Annotated in this window: 22 protein-coding genes; all 22 read right to left on the bottom strand. The window is 38.7% G+C overall.

Annotated elements, in window-relative coordinates; all coding sequences use genetic code 11:
- Positions 1-858, bottom strand: an 858-nt coding sequence (locus ABR854_RS24750; RefSeq protein WP_350268544.1) for a hypothetical protein, incomplete at its 3' end; no start/stop codon positions are given.
- 66 nt (positions 859-924) lie between these two features.
- Positions 925-1,431 carry a hypothetical protein gene (locus tag ABR854_RS24745; protein WP_350268543.1) on the bottom strand — a complete coding sequence of 169 codons (507 nt, stop codon included), beginning with the start codon at positions 1,429-1,431 and terminating at the stop codon, positions 925-927.
- Positions 1,421-1,906, bottom strand: coding sequence for a hypothetical protein (locus tag ABR854_RS24740; protein WP_350268541.1), 486 nt, complete (start codon positions 1,904-1,906; stop codon positions 1,421-1,423). Before ABR854_RS24740 ends, ABR854_RS24745 begins: the two co-directional genes overlap by 11 nt.
- 20 nt (positions 1,907-1,926) lie before the next feature.
- Positions 1,927-2,385 carry a M15 family metallopeptidase gene (locus ABR854_RS24735; RefSeq protein ID WP_350268540.1) on the bottom strand — a complete coding sequence of 153 codons (459 nt, stop codon included), beginning with the start codon at positions 2,383-2,385 and terminating at the stop codon, positions 1,927-1,929.
- A complete protein-coding gene (locus ABR854_RS24730) occupies positions 2,378-2,878 on the bottom strand; it encodes a hypothetical protein (RefSeq protein ID WP_350268539.1) in 501 nt (166 codons plus the stop codon). Before ABR854_RS24730 ends, ABR854_RS24735 begins: the two co-directional genes overlap by 8 nt.
- A gap of 3 nt (positions 2,879-2,881) precedes the next feature.
- A complete protein-coding gene (locus ABR854_RS24725; protein WP_350268538.1) occupies positions 2,882-3,763 on the bottom strand; it encodes a hypothetical protein in 882 nt (293 codons plus the stop codon).
- Positions 3,729-4,718 carry a DUF6712 family protein gene (locus ABR854_RS24720; protein ID WP_350268537.1) on the bottom strand — a complete coding sequence of 330 codons (990 nt, stop codon included), beginning with the start codon at positions 4,716-4,718 and terminating at the stop codon, positions 3,729-3,731. The genes ABR854_RS24725 and ABR854_RS24720 overlap by 35 nt, the downstream gene beginning before the upstream one ends.
- On the bottom strand, positions 4,715-6,064 hold the full coding sequence (locus tag ABR854_RS24715) for a hypothetical protein (protein WP_350268536.1): 1,350 nt from the start codon (positions 6,062-6,064) through the stop codon (positions 4,715-4,717). Before ABR854_RS24715 ends, ABR854_RS24720 begins: the two co-directional genes overlap by 4 nt.
- A complete protein-coding gene (locus ABR854_RS24710; RefSeq protein ID WP_350268535.1) occupies positions 6,042-6,434 on the bottom strand; it encodes a hypothetical protein in 393 nt (130 codons plus the stop codon). The genes ABR854_RS24715 and ABR854_RS24710 overlap by 23 nt, the downstream gene beginning before the upstream one ends.
- Positions 6,435-6,642: 208 nt before the next feature.
- Positions 6,643-7,461: a DUF932 domain-containing protein gene (locus ABR854_RS24705; protein WP_350268534.1), complete on the bottom strand. Its 819-nt coding sequence runs from the start codon at positions 7,459-7,461 to the stop codon at positions 6,643-6,645.
- Positions 7,462-7,465: 4 nt separating this feature from the next.
- The gene (locus ABR854_RS24700) at positions 7,466-7,852 is read right to left on the bottom strand and encodes a DUF6943 family protein (RefSeq protein WP_350268533.1); all 387 of its coding nucleotides are present in this window, start codon (positions 7,850-7,852) and stop codon (positions 7,466-7,468) included.
- Between the two features lie 108 nt (positions 7,853-7,960).
- Positions 7,961-8,335 (bottom strand): hypothetical protein, encoded by a 375-nt coding sequence (locus tag ABR854_RS24695; RefSeq protein WP_350268532.1) that lies wholly within the window; start codon positions 8,333-8,335, stop codon positions 7,961-7,963.
- A 369-nt stretch (positions 8,336-8,704) separates the two neighbouring features.
- A complete protein-coding gene (locus ABR854_RS24690; RefSeq protein ID WP_350268531.1) occupies positions 8,705-10,363 on the bottom strand; it encodes a hypothetical protein in 1,659 nt (552 codons plus the stop codon).
- Positions 10,347-10,964: a hypothetical protein gene (locus tag ABR854_RS24685; protein WP_350268530.1), complete on the bottom strand. Its 618-nt coding sequence runs from the start codon at positions 10,962-10,964 to the stop codon at positions 10,347-10,349. The genes ABR854_RS24690 and ABR854_RS24685 overlap by 17 nt, the downstream gene beginning before the upstream one ends.
- Positions 10,928-11,161 (bottom strand): hypothetical protein, encoded by a 234-nt coding sequence (locus tag ABR854_RS24680; RefSeq protein WP_350268529.1) that lies wholly within the window; start codon positions 11,159-11,161, stop codon positions 10,928-10,930. Before ABR854_RS24680 ends, ABR854_RS24685 begins: the two co-directional genes overlap by 37 nt.
- Positions 11,142-11,705 carry a hypothetical protein gene (locus ABR854_RS24675; RefSeq protein ID WP_350268528.1) on the bottom strand — a complete coding sequence of 188 codons (564 nt, stop codon included), beginning with the start codon at positions 11,703-11,705 and terminating at the stop codon, positions 11,142-11,144. Before ABR854_RS24675 ends, ABR854_RS24680 begins: the two co-directional genes overlap by 20 nt.
- Positions 11,659-12,345, bottom strand: a complete 687-nt coding sequence (locus tag ABR854_RS24670) for a hypothetical protein (protein WP_350268527.1) — start codon at positions 12,343-12,345, stop codon at positions 11,659-11,661. Before ABR854_RS24670 ends, ABR854_RS24675 begins: the two co-directional genes overlap by 47 nt.
- 51 nt (positions 12,346-12,396) lie before the next feature.
- Positions 12,397-12,579 carry a hypothetical protein gene (locus ABR854_RS24665; protein ID WP_350268526.1) on the bottom strand — a complete coding sequence of 61 codons (183 nt, stop codon included), beginning with the start codon at positions 12,577-12,579 and terminating at the stop codon, positions 12,397-12,399.
- Between the two features lie 2 nt (positions 12,580-12,581).
- The gene (locus ABR854_RS24660; RefSeq protein ID WP_350268525.1) at positions 12,582-13,145 is read right to left on the bottom strand and encodes a hypothetical protein; all 564 of its coding nucleotides are present in this window, start codon (positions 13,143-13,145) and stop codon (positions 12,582-12,584) included.
- Between the two features lie 34 nt (positions 13,146-13,179).
- Positions 13,180-13,545 (bottom strand): hypothetical protein, encoded by a 366-nt coding sequence (locus ABR854_RS24655; RefSeq protein WP_350268524.1) that lies wholly within the window; start codon positions 13,543-13,545, stop codon positions 13,180-13,182.
- 69 nt (positions 13,546-13,614) lie between these two features.
- Positions 13,615-14,613: a hypothetical protein gene (locus ABR854_RS24650; RefSeq protein WP_350268523.1), complete on the bottom strand. Its 999-nt coding sequence runs from the start codon at positions 14,611-14,613 to the stop codon at positions 13,615-13,617.
- 41 nt (positions 14,614-14,654) lie between these two features.
- Positions 14,655-15,920, bottom strand: a complete 1,266-nt coding sequence (locus ABR854_RS24645) for a S49 family peptidase (protein WP_350268522.1) — start codon at positions 15,918-15,920, stop codon at positions 14,655-14,657.
- Positions 15,921-15,964: the final 44 nt, after the last annotated feature.

The following is a 15,964-nucleotide window of genomic DNA, read 5'->3' as shown; positions in this document are numbered from 1 at the left end:
ACCCAAAATATTATCACTTGCGTTTACAATGTTTTCATTAATAATAACGATAAACATTATTTTGTGACCAACCGCCCAGACTGGGTAATTAGCTAATACCATTCTTTTTTGAAGATATGTGCTACCTCCTGCAATGCCTGTCGGAATAGTTATTGTCTGATTTGAAGTTGATATGCTCGCACCATTCAAACTCTCACCATTTGCCGTTTCAGTAACTATATTATACAAAAAGGTGCTTTTTGTAACATTGTCAAGATTACTTGCACTTGCAGCTGCTTCAGTTGCTTTTGTCGTAGCAGTACTTGCACTCGCAGCCGCCTCACTTGCTTTTGTTGTAGCAGTACTTGCACTCGCAGCCGCCTCACTTGCCTTTGTTGTAGCAATAGCAGCTTGAGCTTCTGCAATTCCCGCCGCTTCAATTGTATCGCTCAATGCAGTCGCAATAATATTAATATCCCAATTTTCCGAAAAACTTACACTTTCATTTACGTTGATTTCAACCAAAAAATCAATCAAATCACTGCTCACAGTAGCTTCCGTAACGGCTGATACAACCGATTTCATAATCGACATGTCATAGATTTTGCTTTTTCGTAAGCCTATTTCGCTATCAACGAAGCTTATTTGCATCTTATACTCACCAACTTTATACAATGTATCGGCTGGTTCAATGCTTGCTATATATACATGTCCAGTTTCATCAACCGTTAGTCCATCTGATTCCGAAAAACTCAAAAATATCTCTGTATTTCGAGCTCTAATTTCCAATTTTACTTCACTAAGTCTCGAAACATCATAGTCTTGATTAAATACAATTCCAAAACGTCTGCTTTCTCCTTCAAAAAAATTTATGTTCATAATATTTTTAGAATTAAGTAGCCAGCGGCCAGTCCAATACTAATATTTTTTATGGTGTGCTTCACACTAAGCCACCTTTGTTTTCGATTTTCTTTTCGCTGTTGGAGCAAAAGATTTTCGAGCCGTTCGGCCAGATATTTGCTTCGAGTTTTTTCGGCCAGTAGCTGAATACTTTTTTCGCTCAGCTCGTTGTCCATTCTGTTGTAGTCGTCTATCAGCTCGTCGCAATCCAGACTGTCGCTCTTTACGCTCCTCTCTAAGTAGCTTCCTACATTCACAGTCTTCGCCTTCAGCAAAGCCAAGCCTTTCTCTTTTTCTTCTTTCAAGAATTTTTCTTGCCCGAATCCGCTTATTGGTAGCAGACATAGTATCCAAAACAGCATTGGCACTATCTTTCTTAATTGTCTCATTTTTCTGTATAGTTGAAATTGAATCTAAAACCCTTACCGTTTCCTTCATTACGCTCTTCGTAACTACCTGCGTTTCTTTTACTTGTCCGCAGTTCTTAACAATCATTATCAGTAGGAGCAGAGCCACCAGCCCAGCCACCGCAACAAATAGTTTATTTTTCATTCGATTTTATTTTATTCGATAAATAATCGCCTAATTTTTCACCCGCCGAATATGCCTTTTTCCGTAATCCTTTGCCAAAATCATAGATAATCACCATCACAAGCATGCTAATAAAACCACCGATCAGATACCAGAATTTTGCCATTGCCGACACCAATTCTACGTGTTTCCACTCGCACCAGGCTCCAGCTGTATACACCCCAAAAGTGTAGCCAACAATAGCACTTACCAAGGCTTGAGTATTATTCATTTTTTTGTCTTCCATAAACAGCCTCGTGTAAGCAAAACTGCCAGAAAAGCAGGCAATCGTATTGATTATCGAATCAATATTGATACTTCCAATGTGCCAATCATGTCCAGATTGACCTTGAAATAAGTGCAGGCTCAGCATAGTCATTAATCCAATCGTAACTTCCAGAGCGGTTTCAAAAATCGGTTTGTGCATTGTAGTTTGAGTTTGAACATTTGTTTTCATTTGTATATATACTTTAAGGTTTACTCCGCAATCTCAAAGTGCATCCAGTCGTAATTTTTCTCACGCCCGTAGCTCACAAATCCATATTTGTAGAAAATATCAATCATGGGCTTATACTCATCTCGGCTGAATTGGGCTTTTGGTTTTCCAACCTTTAAGCCATTACGAGCTGGGTCAAGGTCAATCGCAATACCCCAACTGTGGCGGCTCCAGTCATTGCCACCTCTCATTTTTCGATAATTATAAATACCTCCAAACAAGTCAATACCCAATTCCTTAATTTTTTCATAGCCATAGTGTTCCAATAAGTCTACAAGAACAAACATCAAATTTGGGGCAATCAAATCGTGGCATCTTACGGTTTTTACCGTAACTTTTGTATCCCATGCAATACGCATCGGGTAGGGCAGTTCAAGAGTTACAAGATGTTTATCTCCTGGTTCACCATATTTTGCAATTATTTCCTTAGTGCTAAGCATCCCAATCGTTGTCTATATAGTTTTCATTTCTGCAAAATCCTTCATCAAATCTAAATTCCATGCCGTAGCCTACCGCCGTATCAAACACCTGGTCCACTGGGTAAAAGTCAATCGAGTTTTCATCAATTATCCCAAGTGGAAATTCTCGCTTCAAATTCATCTTGAGCAGCTTTGCCAAAATTCCTATACACATCGCAAAAGCATCATCTTGTACCTGTACTTTATCAAGGTCATTACGATCCAGCTTTTTCACAATCTCAAACGCCCCCACATACATCATCCGAGTCTGTTTTGATCCATTCTGCACCATCTTAGGCTCACATTTTAGCAGTACCATCGTCCATTTTGTCATGTCAAGCTTAGTCCGTTGTCCTGCCAAAATCTCGGCTTGGCTCATCGAGGCAAATTGTCGCTTCTGAGGCGTATGTCCAATCGGCTTATATTTTGTAGCTATTTCCTCAAAAAAAGCCTCGTATGTCTTAATCTTTGCCATATTTTATGTGTTTGATGAGCTGGCTTTTAATTGCTCGTTAATCTTCAAATCATACTCAATAAATTCAAAAACAGTCCAGGCATTTTCCTGATACATTGCCATTTTTCGGTCTGGAGTCTTAGCATACTGTACCAATTTTTCGTGGTAGGCCAGTACCATATTTCGTATATCAGCATACTTAATTTCTTTCTTTTCTGTGCTTTCACCCTCCAATACCTTCGGAAATACCCGCTTAAATCTCGCTTCAAACAAAGCCCTGCATCCTGCCCAAAACTCGGCAATCAACAATAAGATCGGTCGCTCAACTTCATTCAGCAGCCTATTGGCAATCTCAGCATTCATCGAGCTGTCATATTCCTTTTCTCTATCTTTTCGGTAGAGTATAGCCGCCAATTTCGCAAGATGCTTATCATTTTTTGATTTGTACCAAAGCAAAAACTGCTCATCCGCTTCCACCCATTGCCCAAATCTGATAGATGGGCATCGGCTTGCTTGTCCCACCAATCGCAAGCGTTTTATGCTCAGTACTGGTAGCTTTTGCTCAGTCAAGCCCTCGTTATTTGCCAAGAATATCTCCGCACAATCCACCGCCCATTCTGCCACTCGTTCAGGCTCGCAAGCCTTCACCAAAATCAAAAAAGCTTCTTCGCTCAAGCAAGTCCTGAGCCATGCAAAAGCAAACTGTGCCTTTGTCAATCCCTGCTCTTCTTTCAGTTCTTGCCATTTCAGCAAAATCAAAAGCTCGCATTCGTTAAGTCTTTCAGGCAGCATCACCGAAAATTCTTCTTTATCTGTCAGTACTATCATACCCAAATTTGAATCAATAATTTTGATGGTCGAAGGACAAAACCTATCTCCCGAATGCTCCAAAGAAAGCCGATCCATGCTCAATATGATTTTTGTAAGGCCCGGTTGTTTCTTCAGGTTCTGAAGGAATTTCCCAATCAAGAGCTGCGGCATTTTTCAAAATGAATTCAAGCATCAAATCTCTTCTACGGTGAAACGCAGTTTGTAATCCAATTTTCTTACGCTCAATTTTATCAATACTGGCTTCCTTACTGCCTTTAGCTTTATTGGCCGAAGTATCATCGTGTATCGTCAGCGTGCCATATCGGTCAATCACTACGGCCAGCTGGTCGAGAGCTCTATACAAAGCCTCATTTGCCACTACGGGCTGCACATACTTATACAGCAGCGTTTCGTAAGCTTTCTTTTTAGTGTTATCAGTCCCAAAATTTCTACTATACAATTTTTGTAGAGTAGTCTCAGGTATCAAATCCTGAATAACATCAAGCTCAACATCCTCGATATAAGGCAATAGGCTCAAAAAGACCTGTCTTGAATCAATAATTCGATACTCAGCTGTTGTTCGTATCAATCGAGAATTCCGAACAGTGTAAGCAGTCGAAGCTTTCCAGGCTTGAAATTTTGCTGGATTAGTGTTGCTTTCATTATCTTCCAGATACTTGAGCATATCTTCTACCTGAGCCATGCCCTTAGCAAATAAGCTCAGCGATAGGTCTTCTTTGTCTTCGGCAGTCGCTTGTCTACCTCTATCAACCTCATACTGAACGCCCGATGATGAAATGCTCACCTTCGCCATCGGCAAGTACAAAAACATCCCAAGGTTCGCTGCTGCACTTTTCACAATGCTCACCAGCTCCGTGTCCCAAGCATTTTGCGATGTTTTCGATGCCAACCATTGCTCAACCGAGCAATACGGCAAAATATATTTTCGCATTGCAGTGTCAATGTCACTTTCAAGCAGCTGCACATCAAAGCCAACATTTACTGGGATATAAGTCCTAAAATCATCGTTATTATCAAATACCTGCATCATGGTTTTGTAGCTGTTTCACGCTTGTTTGGCGTTACGTTATTTTGAGTTTGTAAATAAGGAGTCACCACTCGAACCTTTAGTTTCTGCCCTTTCGGGCCTTTCATATTGTTGTATGCCAAAGCCAGATCAAATACCTGAAGTATCGGTTTTAAATGTCTGTTTGCCGTTGACATCTTAATATTGAAAGCTTCACGTTTGTCAGAGCCACTGCCTGCACCCATACCTGAGCCTTGTCCAGCTCCCTGGAGCGTCTTATCAATCCCGCCCGACTGTCTAATCTGAGATTCCGCCTCACGCATCAAATCCAAATGACCCGACTCGTACACCGTTCCATCGAGTTTGTTGAATGTCCAGCTTGAGTATTCTTTTTTTATTAAATTCTCGATACGCTTAGTAGTGATCACATTCTTCCCAGTATTATTAGTCCCGTGTAGCATCTTATGAAAGTGCGACAGCTCTTCAAGCATAATCGCTTCAATCTCTTTTTCATCAGCCTTTTCCCAACGCTTTTTATACTTTACTTGCATATACTTTTCATCCACCTCAATATGATATTTCGGTGACATCTGATTCTCAAGACTGTAGAAAAAACTCTCAGTGAGCTTCAGCTTAATATCCAGCCATTTAGAAGTTTTGGCAGAGTAAACAGGTGGGAGCGGGTAGTAAGTGCGGTGTGTAGGTATCGGCACACGATATATCATGTTTCTGAGCGTCGATGCTCTCACGCCCTCAATCGTATCAATCATCGGGTCATATACCGCAATTTTACGAGTTTCTAAGGTTGTCGACTTATGCCCAAGCGACCAGTTTCTATTGAAATATCCAAAATTAATCCAGCCATTAGCATCTTGCTTGCTCCATCTGAAGTGTGCAGCAGGCAAAGCATTCACCATCATCATATCGTCCGAAATCACCAATTCTGGCACAGGCAAGCCATGAATTTTGTAGTCACGCAGCATCTGAGCAAAAGCAAAAATCGTCATCGGATGCTCAAAAAATTCTTCCGTCTCAGTCGTAATCTCAGGCACAAAAATCCGCTCATTATTTTCTACAATCTCATAGCCACACTCAAGACCAACGCCGTACAAAAAGTCCAGGCTTTTGTCAATCGCATCCGTAAGCGTGTTGTCACTTTCCACCTCCAGTTCCCATTTATTTGGCAGGTCATTTGCATCACCCCAAGCCGCCACATCATCGCTGCCACTCCCAATCGGCGATTTCTCCAAGCCCTGAGTAGGCTCAGTGGTCGTTGATTTTCCAAAAGTAATTTTAGCCCCAATGTCCGGCATCCAAGCAATTCCCTGCTTGATGGCGATTGGTGCATCACCAGATAATTTCTTTACCATTGATAGTCAATATTAGTCTAAGATGAACCTTTACAATTTTTTCACGGTCATAACTTCCATCAGGATTAGCCACCAGCACCGCAAAATTTTTAGTTTGATTAACCCAATGATTTGGGCCTTTAGGAGTAATCCCTTTCTCAAGCTCTCGCTCGATTTTAAGGTTTTGTTTCGGCGATTTCTTCGATAACGCCATCGAATTATCGAGCAGCACCGTAAGCGGTAGCTCCATATAATCGCCACCTTCTCCAGTAGTTTTGTTGAATGTCACAAAACCAATCGAAAAAGGCTTCGCCACTCCATGAGCATTTCTCAGCTCCATAATGGCACGAGCTTGTTCGTAGCTGATTGTTTCCGAAAAAATCTTTTCCATGATGCTAATTTGCACCATAGTTAATATACCTTGAAGGACAAAAAATAGGAGGGGAGCAAAAACCAAACCTCACGGCATGAACGCAATTTGGGCAGGTTTTGTGGGCAGGAAGAAGCCAGGGAAAAAAAGCTGGTCAGATTGTGGGTATGTCTATTATACAACGCCGACGAAAAACCCCACCAACTTGGTAGAGTATTTTCGTTTTGAGTTAATTTTTATAAATTAATTGCTCACAAAATGTATATGCTTGCTCGTTAAGCGTTGCCGCTCCACCTAAAGCATTACAAAATACTTCTTTATTTTTTCGGGCGTGTGTGGTGTAGTTTGTAACTCCTTGAAATAAACCAAATGCGTTTTCGCCAAGTGCTGCACATTCCTCCGTAATGCAATAATTCAGATTATTAACTAAATTTTGCTTTCGGGTGCTCATTTCAACCTTCCCCAGTTTTTCTTCTTCTGTCATGTTTGTAAGTCGCTCAATTAATGCAAATTTTAATGTTGCATCAATTTTGATTTTTTCCATACTTTCCATTTTGGAAAATAGTTGTTTTCGTTCCTGCATAAATATTTCAAAACTTTTTAACATTGAATCTATTTTGCTGTCATGGTTACGGGTATGATATACATTTAGATTTCGGAAAACTCTGGAAAATCTGTTTTGGCATCGAATCATTTTTGAACTGTTGCCAATAAAAAAGCCTGTTGAGCTGTCGTGACTATTACCAATTAGCATATAATCTTCAAAATCATAGCCCAATACTTGTATAGGTTCGGTACATTTTAGAAAAGCTAAAACTTTTTTTCCATTGTCGAATTCATCAAAACATTGGAGGGGAAAACCTGTAATATCCTGCATTCTGTTGACAACCTCCTTAAATCTTGCGTTTGTGGTGGGTGTGTACGATTCCTTTGCAACGTTTAATAATTTGCCGTTATCATTTCTAAAAATCGCTTTGTGGCTTTTTAATTCAACATTATTTGAATAAACCTTTTTTTCTGTGATGTCCCAATTTAATAATGTGTCCATAATTTTATTTTGAATGATACGCCACCGACTGGGCGAACGCTATGATTAATTGATTAACTTTTTTAACTACCTTTTTTTGCCTTTCGTGCAATGCCATTGCGTTTTGCAACTGCTGTAAATTTTCTGCTTTGTAATTTTTAGAAAATTCCTCGTGTAAAAATTGCTGTACTTCTCGAAGCCTTACAAACTGAACACACGAACCAATCAAAAAATATTGATACCTTTTTGCAATAAATAGGCATGTGCATATCTCAAACGCATACATTGTATCCGTCCAAACTGCATAACAATTCCGTATTGGTTCTTTGAGTGGTCGCCCTGCGTGGTCGCCGTGTGATTGAATGTAAAAATTGGCTTTTTCAGTACCGGTGTACTTTTTTAGCCTTAACATAAGAAAAAGATAAAAATAAGTTATATTTGCACCGTTGTAACTGTTCAACGGTTGTAACAAAATTTAAGTTATGCCCCCAATATTAGTAGTATTGAGGGCATTTTTTTGTTAAAATATGCTTAAAAGTTCTTTTTCTACTTTGCTGAGATATTCTCGCCCCTTTTGAATTGATTTATCAAGTGCTTCCGTAATAATTTCAACATTTGCAATAGTTACTTCTTCATCATCTTCTGAATTCATAATTAGCATTTTGAGTGTTCCCCCTTCATGCTTTTGCTTGAAATTCTCAATAAATTGAACACGCTTTGAAAAATCATCAAAAAGGGCTTTTTTCTGATTTCCTTGATTAAGCATTTCAAGAACTTCATGAACTGTTAATTGTGGCGTGCTTTGCACTGGTTGGATAATTGAAGGCTCTAACGTTTGAACGTCTGAATTTTGGGCAATAGATGTGCCTTGAGTAGTTTTTGAAACTGCTGTCATGATTGTAAAAAAATTTAAGTTATAAATGTGTTTTTATGAAAATCACCCTGTTAGTAGCAGGTTTTTGCGTTCTTTCCATATATAAAAATACAAAAAAATCGTCAGAATACAATGAAAAATACAAAAAATATTTGCATAAATTTCTGATTATCAGCCATTTAACAAAAATTTGAAAAATTTTCAAAAATCTGTCTCACAGAAAAGGACGTTGCACGCCCTATAATAAAAAAGCGTTCGCCTAAAAAAATCGTACTGATATGTGATTAGGGCATTTAAAAAGTGGGGAACCGCCCCACTTTTTAAATGCCCAACGTCCTTATAAATTAATGCGAAGGTTGCCCCATATTTAATGCTCAACGTCCTTATAAATTATTTTGCGGCCATCGCTATCTTATAAGTACTATCTCTGTACATTAAATCATAGTGAAGGATTTGGTCAAGTGCTTCAGGGCCGTGAGTAGCGTCTTGTGGTGGTGTCTTCTTGTCTGTCTCGCTCGACTTATCCTTTTTTATTTGATGCCCATCTTGAGTATCTTTTATCTTTACTGGAGTGTCTTTGCACAGTTCATATAGCTTATCACAAGTTTGAAGATTGAATGCAAAAGTAAAATCAAGCTCTCCTTTCCACAGCTTTCTCCAGTTTTCAAATGTATCTTCATGGTTCAGTGCTTGTCCAAGGTAAACTTCTTCTACTTCATAGCCTGCATCTTCATATACTGCTTTCACATCGTCAATCTTAGTGTTGAGACCTGCACCTTTACCTGCTATCATAGTGTGGTTATAGATAAGTCTAATCTCAGATATTGGTGCACCTTCAAAATATTTGCAAATAGTATTTGCGACAGTAGTGTGGTCAGTTGGTGAGCCAGGAATGGATATATCATAAAAATACCCGATTGTGTGCCTTGTATTGTTATAGAATTGGGTAACAGCTGCACAGTTATGCACTGCATTACAATCCATAACGATATCAAGCGGTGTGTTTGAATCAATATCATTCTGCCACCGCCAATCTCTTTTTGTTGATTCAGCTCTATCAACGTACTCATAGTCAATGCCATCATATCCATGCTTTTCTTTCGATAGGTCAGGATAAAAGCAATTGTCAACTTCATCCTGTTCTTTGTTAAGTACAGATACTTCCCAATCAATTGGCGATAAGGACTTTCTTAGTTTCTTTATAGCCGAAACACCTAATACGTGAATGTTATCAAGTGTCGATGCTCTTGCCACATAAACTAAGTCTCTTCTCATTTCATTCAGTAAATCATCACATTCTTTAATTGCGTCGATGAGCGATTCTTTGAGCTTCTTTGATGCAGTTTTTGACTGTTCTTTAAGTTGAAGTCTAAGCTTTTGAATACTTAGTATATCATTGACAGTTTGTTTATCAACCTGATTGTCATAGCCAAGAATCCAACGCCCTTTTACGTCCCTGGGTAAATCGCTCTCGATGAGAATTGAATGATGTTCAGATAAATCACCAAATATTCCGCCATTAGGTAGTTTGTTTGCTCTACCACCACGCAGAGTTGGCATTACATCATCACGGACTATATCCCCATTTAGTTTTCGGCCTTCAAAGAAACATCCATAATCAAAGGATTTTGAGTTCACAAGGGCTTTTCTATCAAGGCTAACGAGCTTTGTAGCCGAACCATTAATCCAAAAAATAAAGTATTTGGGGTTATCCACTTTTAAATATGGGTCAGGGATTTTTAGCTCCTTTGGTGGCATAGTATATAGCCAGTAATGTACATTTTCTTCCAGCCCCAAGTCAGCCCAGCCTTGTTGCAGCTCTGGAATAATTGTATCAATTAAGTGCGTATAACTTGCTGATAATACAAAGCCAGTTGAGCTTGGTAATTTCTTAGCTCTATCATAGACCCATCCCGCTGAAACGCCTCTCGTCTTACCTGTACCACGTCCAAATAAAATTACCGTTATGGCGGCATTGACCAAAAAAACCTTTAATTGTGGCAAATTTCTATGAACTTGCTTCCAAATATTATTAATGAGCTGGTACATAATCTACATCTATTATCTCTCGTTCTCGTTGAATTTTTTTTCTTCGACTGAAGGCTTCCTTGAGCTTTGTCAATCCTTCCTGCCCCAAATCATGGACATCTTTGAATAGTTCAGGGTGGAAACCAATTTCAACATCAGGAAGATGTAATTTTTTTTGGTCAATCATCTGGTTTGTTCCTAAGTATTTCTCGATTGCAGCATCACGGTTTTTATCAGCTAATGCCATTGATTTTGCATCTCCAAGCTCTTTTGCAGTTTTCCAAGTTGTTTCAATTTTTTGAAGATGAATATCTACCCAAAATGCCCGGGATAATTCTTGTGGAATTGTAGCAAAAATCTGTGGTGTAACTGTTACGGCCTTCCATGCTGAAGAGAAAGAATAACCATGTTCATTATGCAGAATATTAACTACCTCTGTTCGTGAGCCATGCTGAAGAAATAATTCTCTAACCATGTGCATTTCAACCAATTGCTGCTCTGCACTATCAGTGAAAAGGTATTGTTTTTCATCTGAAAGTATCAAATCAAGCATGATTTTTTCAGGCGTTTTTTGAGTAACAACTTCTATCTTATCTTTGATACTTTTATTGCGTTTTGCCATTTTAGTACAATTTTTTGGGCTTCAGATGAGCCATTTTTGGCCTGTTCGATAATAACTTTCCTGATAGTGGCTTCGGTTAGGAGCTGACCTTTTAGGATAGCATTTTCAACAGTGTTTGCTTCTTTGGTAAGAATAAGTTTCACTTCCTTTTCTGTGAAAAGTAATGCCCCATATTCTTCAGCTTCCTCTAAGTTCATACATCCACTTTTTATGAAATTCGACTGATTCCTTTTTGCACATTATAGTACCTGCCTCTGTTCGGCGATTAATTGTCCAGTTGGCCGTATATACCACACTGATATGCCAGTTTTCATTTTCAAATAGAATAATTTTAGCATGATTTGCGGTTAAAAAAATGTCATCAAAAATTACCTGGGCATAACCAAAAGTCTTAGCGTTGTGAGTGGGTATTTTCCTTTCTAAAAAACCTGATAAACTTAATATTTTGCCTTCTCGCTTTAGTTTTTCAAGTTTTTCGAGAGGTTTTTGAGAAATTGCCCATGTAGCAATATGCACATGAGCTGGACCGATTATATTAATTATCTTTTCAAATAATTGGTGGCTGCTCCACGAGCCGTGAGTTACAAACTCGATTGCAGCATCAGGTTCGATTAGTTTATCAAGCTTGTTTAATTCGTCAGGGTTTATGTAGTTTGATTTTACCTTTCGTACCCCAAAATCATAATCTTTTTTCTCAAGCTGAGATGGTTGGCATTCTATGTTTTGTGTAGAGAAAAGCATCGCCTAATACTGTTTTGATTTTATTATTTTCTTCGATTCTTGCCTTTAGTTGTTCCGTTTTTGAAATATCATTTTTCCACTTTTGGGCATACTTATAATTCTTTTCCCAAAGTGCATTCAAGTCTTTTTCAGGCATCATCGAGTATTCCTTCTTTTCCTCAGTTATTACTTTTGCTTCAGGTAATTTACCAAACTCATCATAGTGGTTTGTTAAGTCCCAAAGTGGTTTGATAGCATCAAAATCTCCCAGGATAAGTGCAGCCTTTTGGCGTCTTTTTTCCTTCGTCTCATCATCGTTAATACTCCTAAGAGCTTTGAGCTGTGAATGTGCATCACGTGCCTCGAAATAAAGTTGTTTTCTCTGCTTAATAGCTTCTGTTACTTCGACTGGAGCATCTTTCTGTTCTGAGCGTTTTGGTATCTCCTGAATTGTTTTAGCAACTATCTGAGGCTTTATTAATTCATCTGTCTTAGAATATAACTTTTTCAATTCTTCAAGTAGCCTTTCCGAATTATACTCATCTTCGCCTTCAGCAAACATATTTTTGAGGAAACTATTATCCCCAAATCTGTTATATATCTCTACACCAAGTTGATAGTCTTGAGGGCCATTAAGCCAGATTTTGATTAGTTCTTGCATAATCCAAAAAAAGGTTTCCTTTCAGAAACCTTTTTTATTTGATGGTTATATTTATTTTTGTTCTGACGAAGCTGCTTGAGCTGCTGTCTTCTCTTTTTTGAAGACTTTACAGCCATCCATTACGAGCTCCCCAATTTGTTTGTCATCCAAATGATTGGCATTGTATGCTTTGCCATTGTGAATGAAAACGGGGTCTTCACTTTCGAATGTGTAATTGCTATTTTTGAGCTTCATAATTAGTACGTGATTGTGCCGGTATAAACGGCAGGTAGATATTTCTTCGCAGTTACGATAAATTCAATGTATTTTTCACCTCCTGTAGCTTCACCACCTACGATGTTTACAGAGTCAGGTTTAATCATTGCCATGTAACCTGTTGTTACACCATTCGTGCGTCCCAAAATTCTTACTGGACCGTCATTTTCTTGGAAACCAAAAAGAAATCTGCGACCGAGTAAGCCATCCACAAATCCTTCATTGTGTAAAGTTTTTTGAATTTGAATTTTTACTTCTGGTTCCCATGAATTTCCTTTGCTTTTTGCTGAATAAGAGTTTTTATCAATGATACAAGGCACTTTCAAGGGTTTCTTGTTAGTTTTCATTGCAATACTTCCCGTAATAGTTAGCTTGTTTTCAAAAGCAGTTGTATTTTGACCAGCTACCGCATTGCCCCATGCGGTTGGATATGTTTCAATATCTTGCGGGTCCCAAATCGTTGATAAATCGCTAAGACCTGAGTCTTTTTTTTCGTAGCAATCATCGTATTGGGCTGATTCCAATGTCTCTAATGTACATCCCATTTTATTTTTAAGATTTTAAGTTGAACAATGAAAATTACTTAGACAATACTAAGACACCTGATTTCATTTCAACCAGTTTCTTGCATAGTTCTGCATTCTTTTTGGCCTTTTCAGCCTCCCAAGTCGTACTGTCTTCGCCTTGTGTTTCTCCTGGTACGCTAAACTTTGGAGCAACGAAAACGTATGTCTTTCCATCTACCTTGCAAGTGTGCAAACCTCCCTGTTTTGATTTCTCATCAGTTAATTTGTCTTTCAGGTTTTTAGCTTCAGCAGTGGCATCTTCGGCAAGTTTTTTATTTGCTTCAGCTTCATTGGCTTTTTCTGTAGCTTCTAAAGCTTTAGCTTTTGCAAACTCAATGAGTTCTTCATTGGTCATTTTTTCAAATTCTGTATTTTCCATTATTGTGATTTTTTAATCAATAAAGTACATGGTAATTACCAGGTACTTTATTGAAAAGTTAATGAATGATTAAGCTGACAAATCTTGGTCACTTACGTACACCAGTTGTGGTGTCACAAAGTTTTCACCTTCCCACCAGTCAGTCGCAATGTCCACAGTATAAATTCCTGATTGCCAAATATCCATGATGCCACCATTACTGCCATTTTTCATGAATCCAATGTTATTCACCGATGGCGAAGTCCACATCATGTTTGATCCTGTCATTGAGTCGAGTCCTACAACCGCACAATCTGTATTCTCGATATAAGCAAACTCGCTTGGAGAATTCTTTTCGTAATACTGATTCTTGTTTGACATACCTCTTTTGTAAAGCGTTTCTGCCGATTTTTTCACAGCAATCGCTTTAATCATGCTTCTTTGAAGCTCAGGTAAAGCCCAGTAAAAAGTGTCAATGTATTCAACCATTAAAGCTGGAGTAGTTGGCATCGCTCCCATCACAATCACGTTGGAATTGCCGTTTTCATCGACTAATTTTCCCGCCGTATTGTAATCTCTGATTACTTTTCTAATACCATCTCTTGCCCCAATCGTTGTTCCCGCAACTCCATTATTTTGGTCAGTTGTAGAAGGCAAAGCTTTCACACCTTTGAAGATAATAGTATCCTCAATGTTCTCTTGAGCTTTTTGTAAGTAATACTCGGTAGTGAGTGCTAAAATAGGAGCATCAAGACGGCTTGGAGATTTAGTATTCAAAAAATCAAGAACAGTACCTGCATATTCATCAGGAATGATTCTGTCGTTGATTTTTACGTGTCCAAGTTGCCAAACATTAGGCGTAAAAGTAAGTTTACCCTTTGGTGAGAACTTATTATAGAACGCCTGTACAACGTCATCGACTTTAATCGAAGCATTGTCAATAATAGTGTTATCCGTCGGGCGAATAGTAAATAACTTTTTGGTATTTGTGCGGTCAAAAACGTGTCTGTGAAGATTGTTTTTGCCGATTGTACCATTGTTGCGGTAATAGTTTCCATATTGGGAAACCATCAGTGAAATATCAGCCATTTTTTTAAAGAAAAAAGTTTAAGTTGAAAATTTGTAATCGCTTATTTGTCAGATTCTTCGACAGTCATTGTATGCCCGTATTTCTCATACAATTCTGCATCTGTTTGACGCCAATCTGGAATATCACTTGCATCTTTTCCAGCTTTCGGGTCTAAGCCTTGTTGCTGTTGAGTAGTGCGGCCTACAGCTGGGTTTACTGTTTTTGCAGCCACTAATTGCGTAGTTAGCGTGGCAATAGCTATGTCTTTTTCCGTGATTTTAGCCTCTAATGCCTCCAATCGAGCTTCAATAGAATTTGGCTCAGGTGTAGCAGGTGTTGCTGCAACTGGAGCTGCTGGTTCTGGACTTGGTGTTGCTGCAACTGGAGCTACTGGTTCTACTGTTGCTTCGGGATTAGCTGCTTCAGGACTGGCATCATTGATTGCAAAAGCTTTTGCAATTGAATATCCTACCGTACCTTTTTCAAAGGTTAGTGTTACTTTTTCCATTTGATTGTTTACGTTATTATTTGAAAAATTAAATCCGTTGATTACGTCTTGAAGGCTGCCTGTTGCGTCTGCATAGTTTTGTTTTACTGCATCTTCGCTATACCAAATCATGCCATCTAACTGAGATTCTTTTAGTTTTGGGCGGTATTTCAACACATCGTTGATGAACATGTCATTAGCTGGATTAATCAAAATCTGACGTAGTTTTTCGGGCTTTCCAGCTTTAGCTTCAGTAAACCCAATGTCTTTATTGACTGCCTTAGTGCCATAAACTTCCACGTATTTTGCCCCCGCTTTTTCCCAAATACCTTCGGTAAACATCGTTACTACTTTGCTTCCAACATTGCCCACAATTGTGCTTCTTGCTGATACCGTGATTTTGTCAGTAGCAGCCGCTAAATAGTAAGCTGATGAAGCGACCAATTCTTCGGCATAGGTTTCGATAGGTTTTGGGAATGCATAAATCATGTCGGCAGTCTCGGCTACCATATTCATACTGCCGCCTGGAGATTTTTTGATATGGAGAATTACTCCAGATATTTCGCTGTCATTTTTGGCGGTTTCAAGAAGTTTTTGCAGATCTTTCATCCCCATAATGCCATATTCTGCATAAGAATCAGCCATGATTACACCTTGAATTTGAATAATCATAATTTTCCCGCCATTGCTTGAAGTGGCCTGACTGACCCAAAAATTTTGGGTTGCAATTTTACTTTCAACGCCGTTCTCGATGTTGAATAAGAATGACTCCAGATAGCCTGGCATGATGGCTAACGGTTCTGTCGAGAGTGAGAGAAAAAGTTGATTATTCGTATTCATGCTCCGAAATTAAGAGCATCAATACAATGCTTGAAGGACAAAAA

Origin of the sequence: Emticicia sp. W12TSBA100-4 (genome assembly GCF_040253585.1) — a bacterium.
Lineage (GTDB): Bacteria > Bacteroidota > Bacteroidia > Cytophagales > Spirosomataceae > Emticicia.
The sequence above is the reverse complement of the archived record's forward strand: the minus strand, read 5'-3'. Positions and strand labels throughout refer to the sequence as shown.

Excerpts from the sequence above, each read along its gene's own strand:
- ABR854_RS24745 (WP_350268543.1), bottom strand. The coding sequence starts at position 1,431 with ATGAAAAATAAACTATTTGTTGCGGTGGCTGGGCTGGTGGCTCTGCTC.
- ABR854_RS24740 (WP_350268541.1), bottom strand. The coding sequence starts at position 1,906 with ATGAAAACAAATGTTCAAACTCAAACTACAATGCACAAACCGATTTTT.
- ABR854_RS24735 (WP_350268540.1), bottom strand. The coding sequence starts at position 2,385 with ATGCTTAGCACTAAGGAAATAATTGCAAAATATGGTGAACCAGGAGAT.
- ABR854_RS24730 (WP_350268539.1), bottom strand. The coding sequence starts at position 2,878 with ATGGCAAAGATTAAGACATACGAGGCTTTTTTTGAGGAAATAGCTACA.
- ABR854_RS24725 (WP_350268538.1), bottom strand. The coding sequence starts at position 3,763 with ATGGATCGGCTTTCTTTGGAGCATTCGGGAGATAGGTTTTGTCCTTCG.
- ABR854_RS24720 (WP_350268537.1), bottom strand. The coding sequence starts at position 4,718 with ATGATGCAGGTATTTGATAATAACGATGATTTTAGGACTTATATCCCA.
- ABR854_RS24715 (WP_350268536.1), bottom strand. The coding sequence starts at position 6,064 with ATGGTAAAGAAATTATCTGGTGATGCACCAATCGCCATCAAGCAGGGA.
- ABR854_RS24710 (WP_350268535.1), bottom strand. The coding sequence starts at position 6,434 with ATGGAAAAGATTTTTTCGGAAACAATCAGCTACGAACAAGCTCGTGCC.
- ABR854_RS24705 (WP_350268534.1), bottom strand. The coding sequence starts at position 7,461 with ATGGACACATTATTAAATTGGGACATCACAGAAAAAAAGGTTTATTCA.
- ABR854_RS24700 (WP_350268533.1), bottom strand. The coding sequence starts at position 7,852 with ATGTTAAGGCTAAAAAAGTACACCGGTACTGAAAAAGCCAATTTTTAC.
- ABR854_RS24695 (WP_350268532.1), bottom strand. The coding sequence starts at position 8,335 with ATGACAGCAGTTTCAAAAACTACTCAAGGCACATCTATTGCCCAAAAT.
- ABR854_RS24690 (WP_350268531.1), bottom strand. The coding sequence starts at position 10,363 with ATGTACCAGCTCATTAATAATATTTGGAAGCAAGTTCATAGAAATTTG.
- ABR854_RS24685 (WP_350268530.1), bottom strand. The coding sequence starts at position 10,964 with ATGGCAAAACGCAATAAAAGTATCAAAGATAAGATAGAAGTTGTTACT.
- ABR854_RS24680 (WP_350268529.1), bottom strand. The coding sequence starts at position 11,161 with ATGAACTTAGAGGAAGCTGAAGAATATGGGGCATTACTTTTCACAGAA.
- ABR854_RS24675 (WP_350268528.1), bottom strand. The coding sequence starts at position 11,705 with ATGCTTTTCTCTACACAAAACATAGAATGCCAACCATCTCAGCTTGAG.
- ABR854_RS24670 (WP_350268527.1), bottom strand. The coding sequence starts at position 12,345 with ATGCAAGAACTAATCAAAATCTGGCTTAATGGCCCTCAAGACTATCAA.
- ABR854_RS24665 (WP_350268526.1), bottom strand. The coding sequence starts at position 12,579 with ATGAAGCTCAAAAATAGCAATTACACATTCGAAAGTGAAGACCCCGTT.
- ABR854_RS24660 (WP_350268525.1), bottom strand. The coding sequence starts at position 13,145 with ATGGGATGTACATTAGAGACATTGGAATCAGCCCAATACGATGATTGC.
- ABR854_RS24655 (WP_350268524.1), bottom strand. The coding sequence starts at position 13,545 with ATGGAAAATACAGAATTTGAAAAAATGACCAATGAAGAACTCATTGAG.
- ABR854_RS24650 (WP_350268523.1), bottom strand. The coding sequence starts at position 14,613 with ATGGCTGATATTTCACTGATGGTTTCCCAATATGGAAACTATTACCGC.
- ABR854_RS24645 (WP_350268522.1), bottom strand. The coding sequence starts at position 15,920 with ATGAATACGAATAATCAACTTTTTCTCTCACTCTCGACAGAACCGTTA.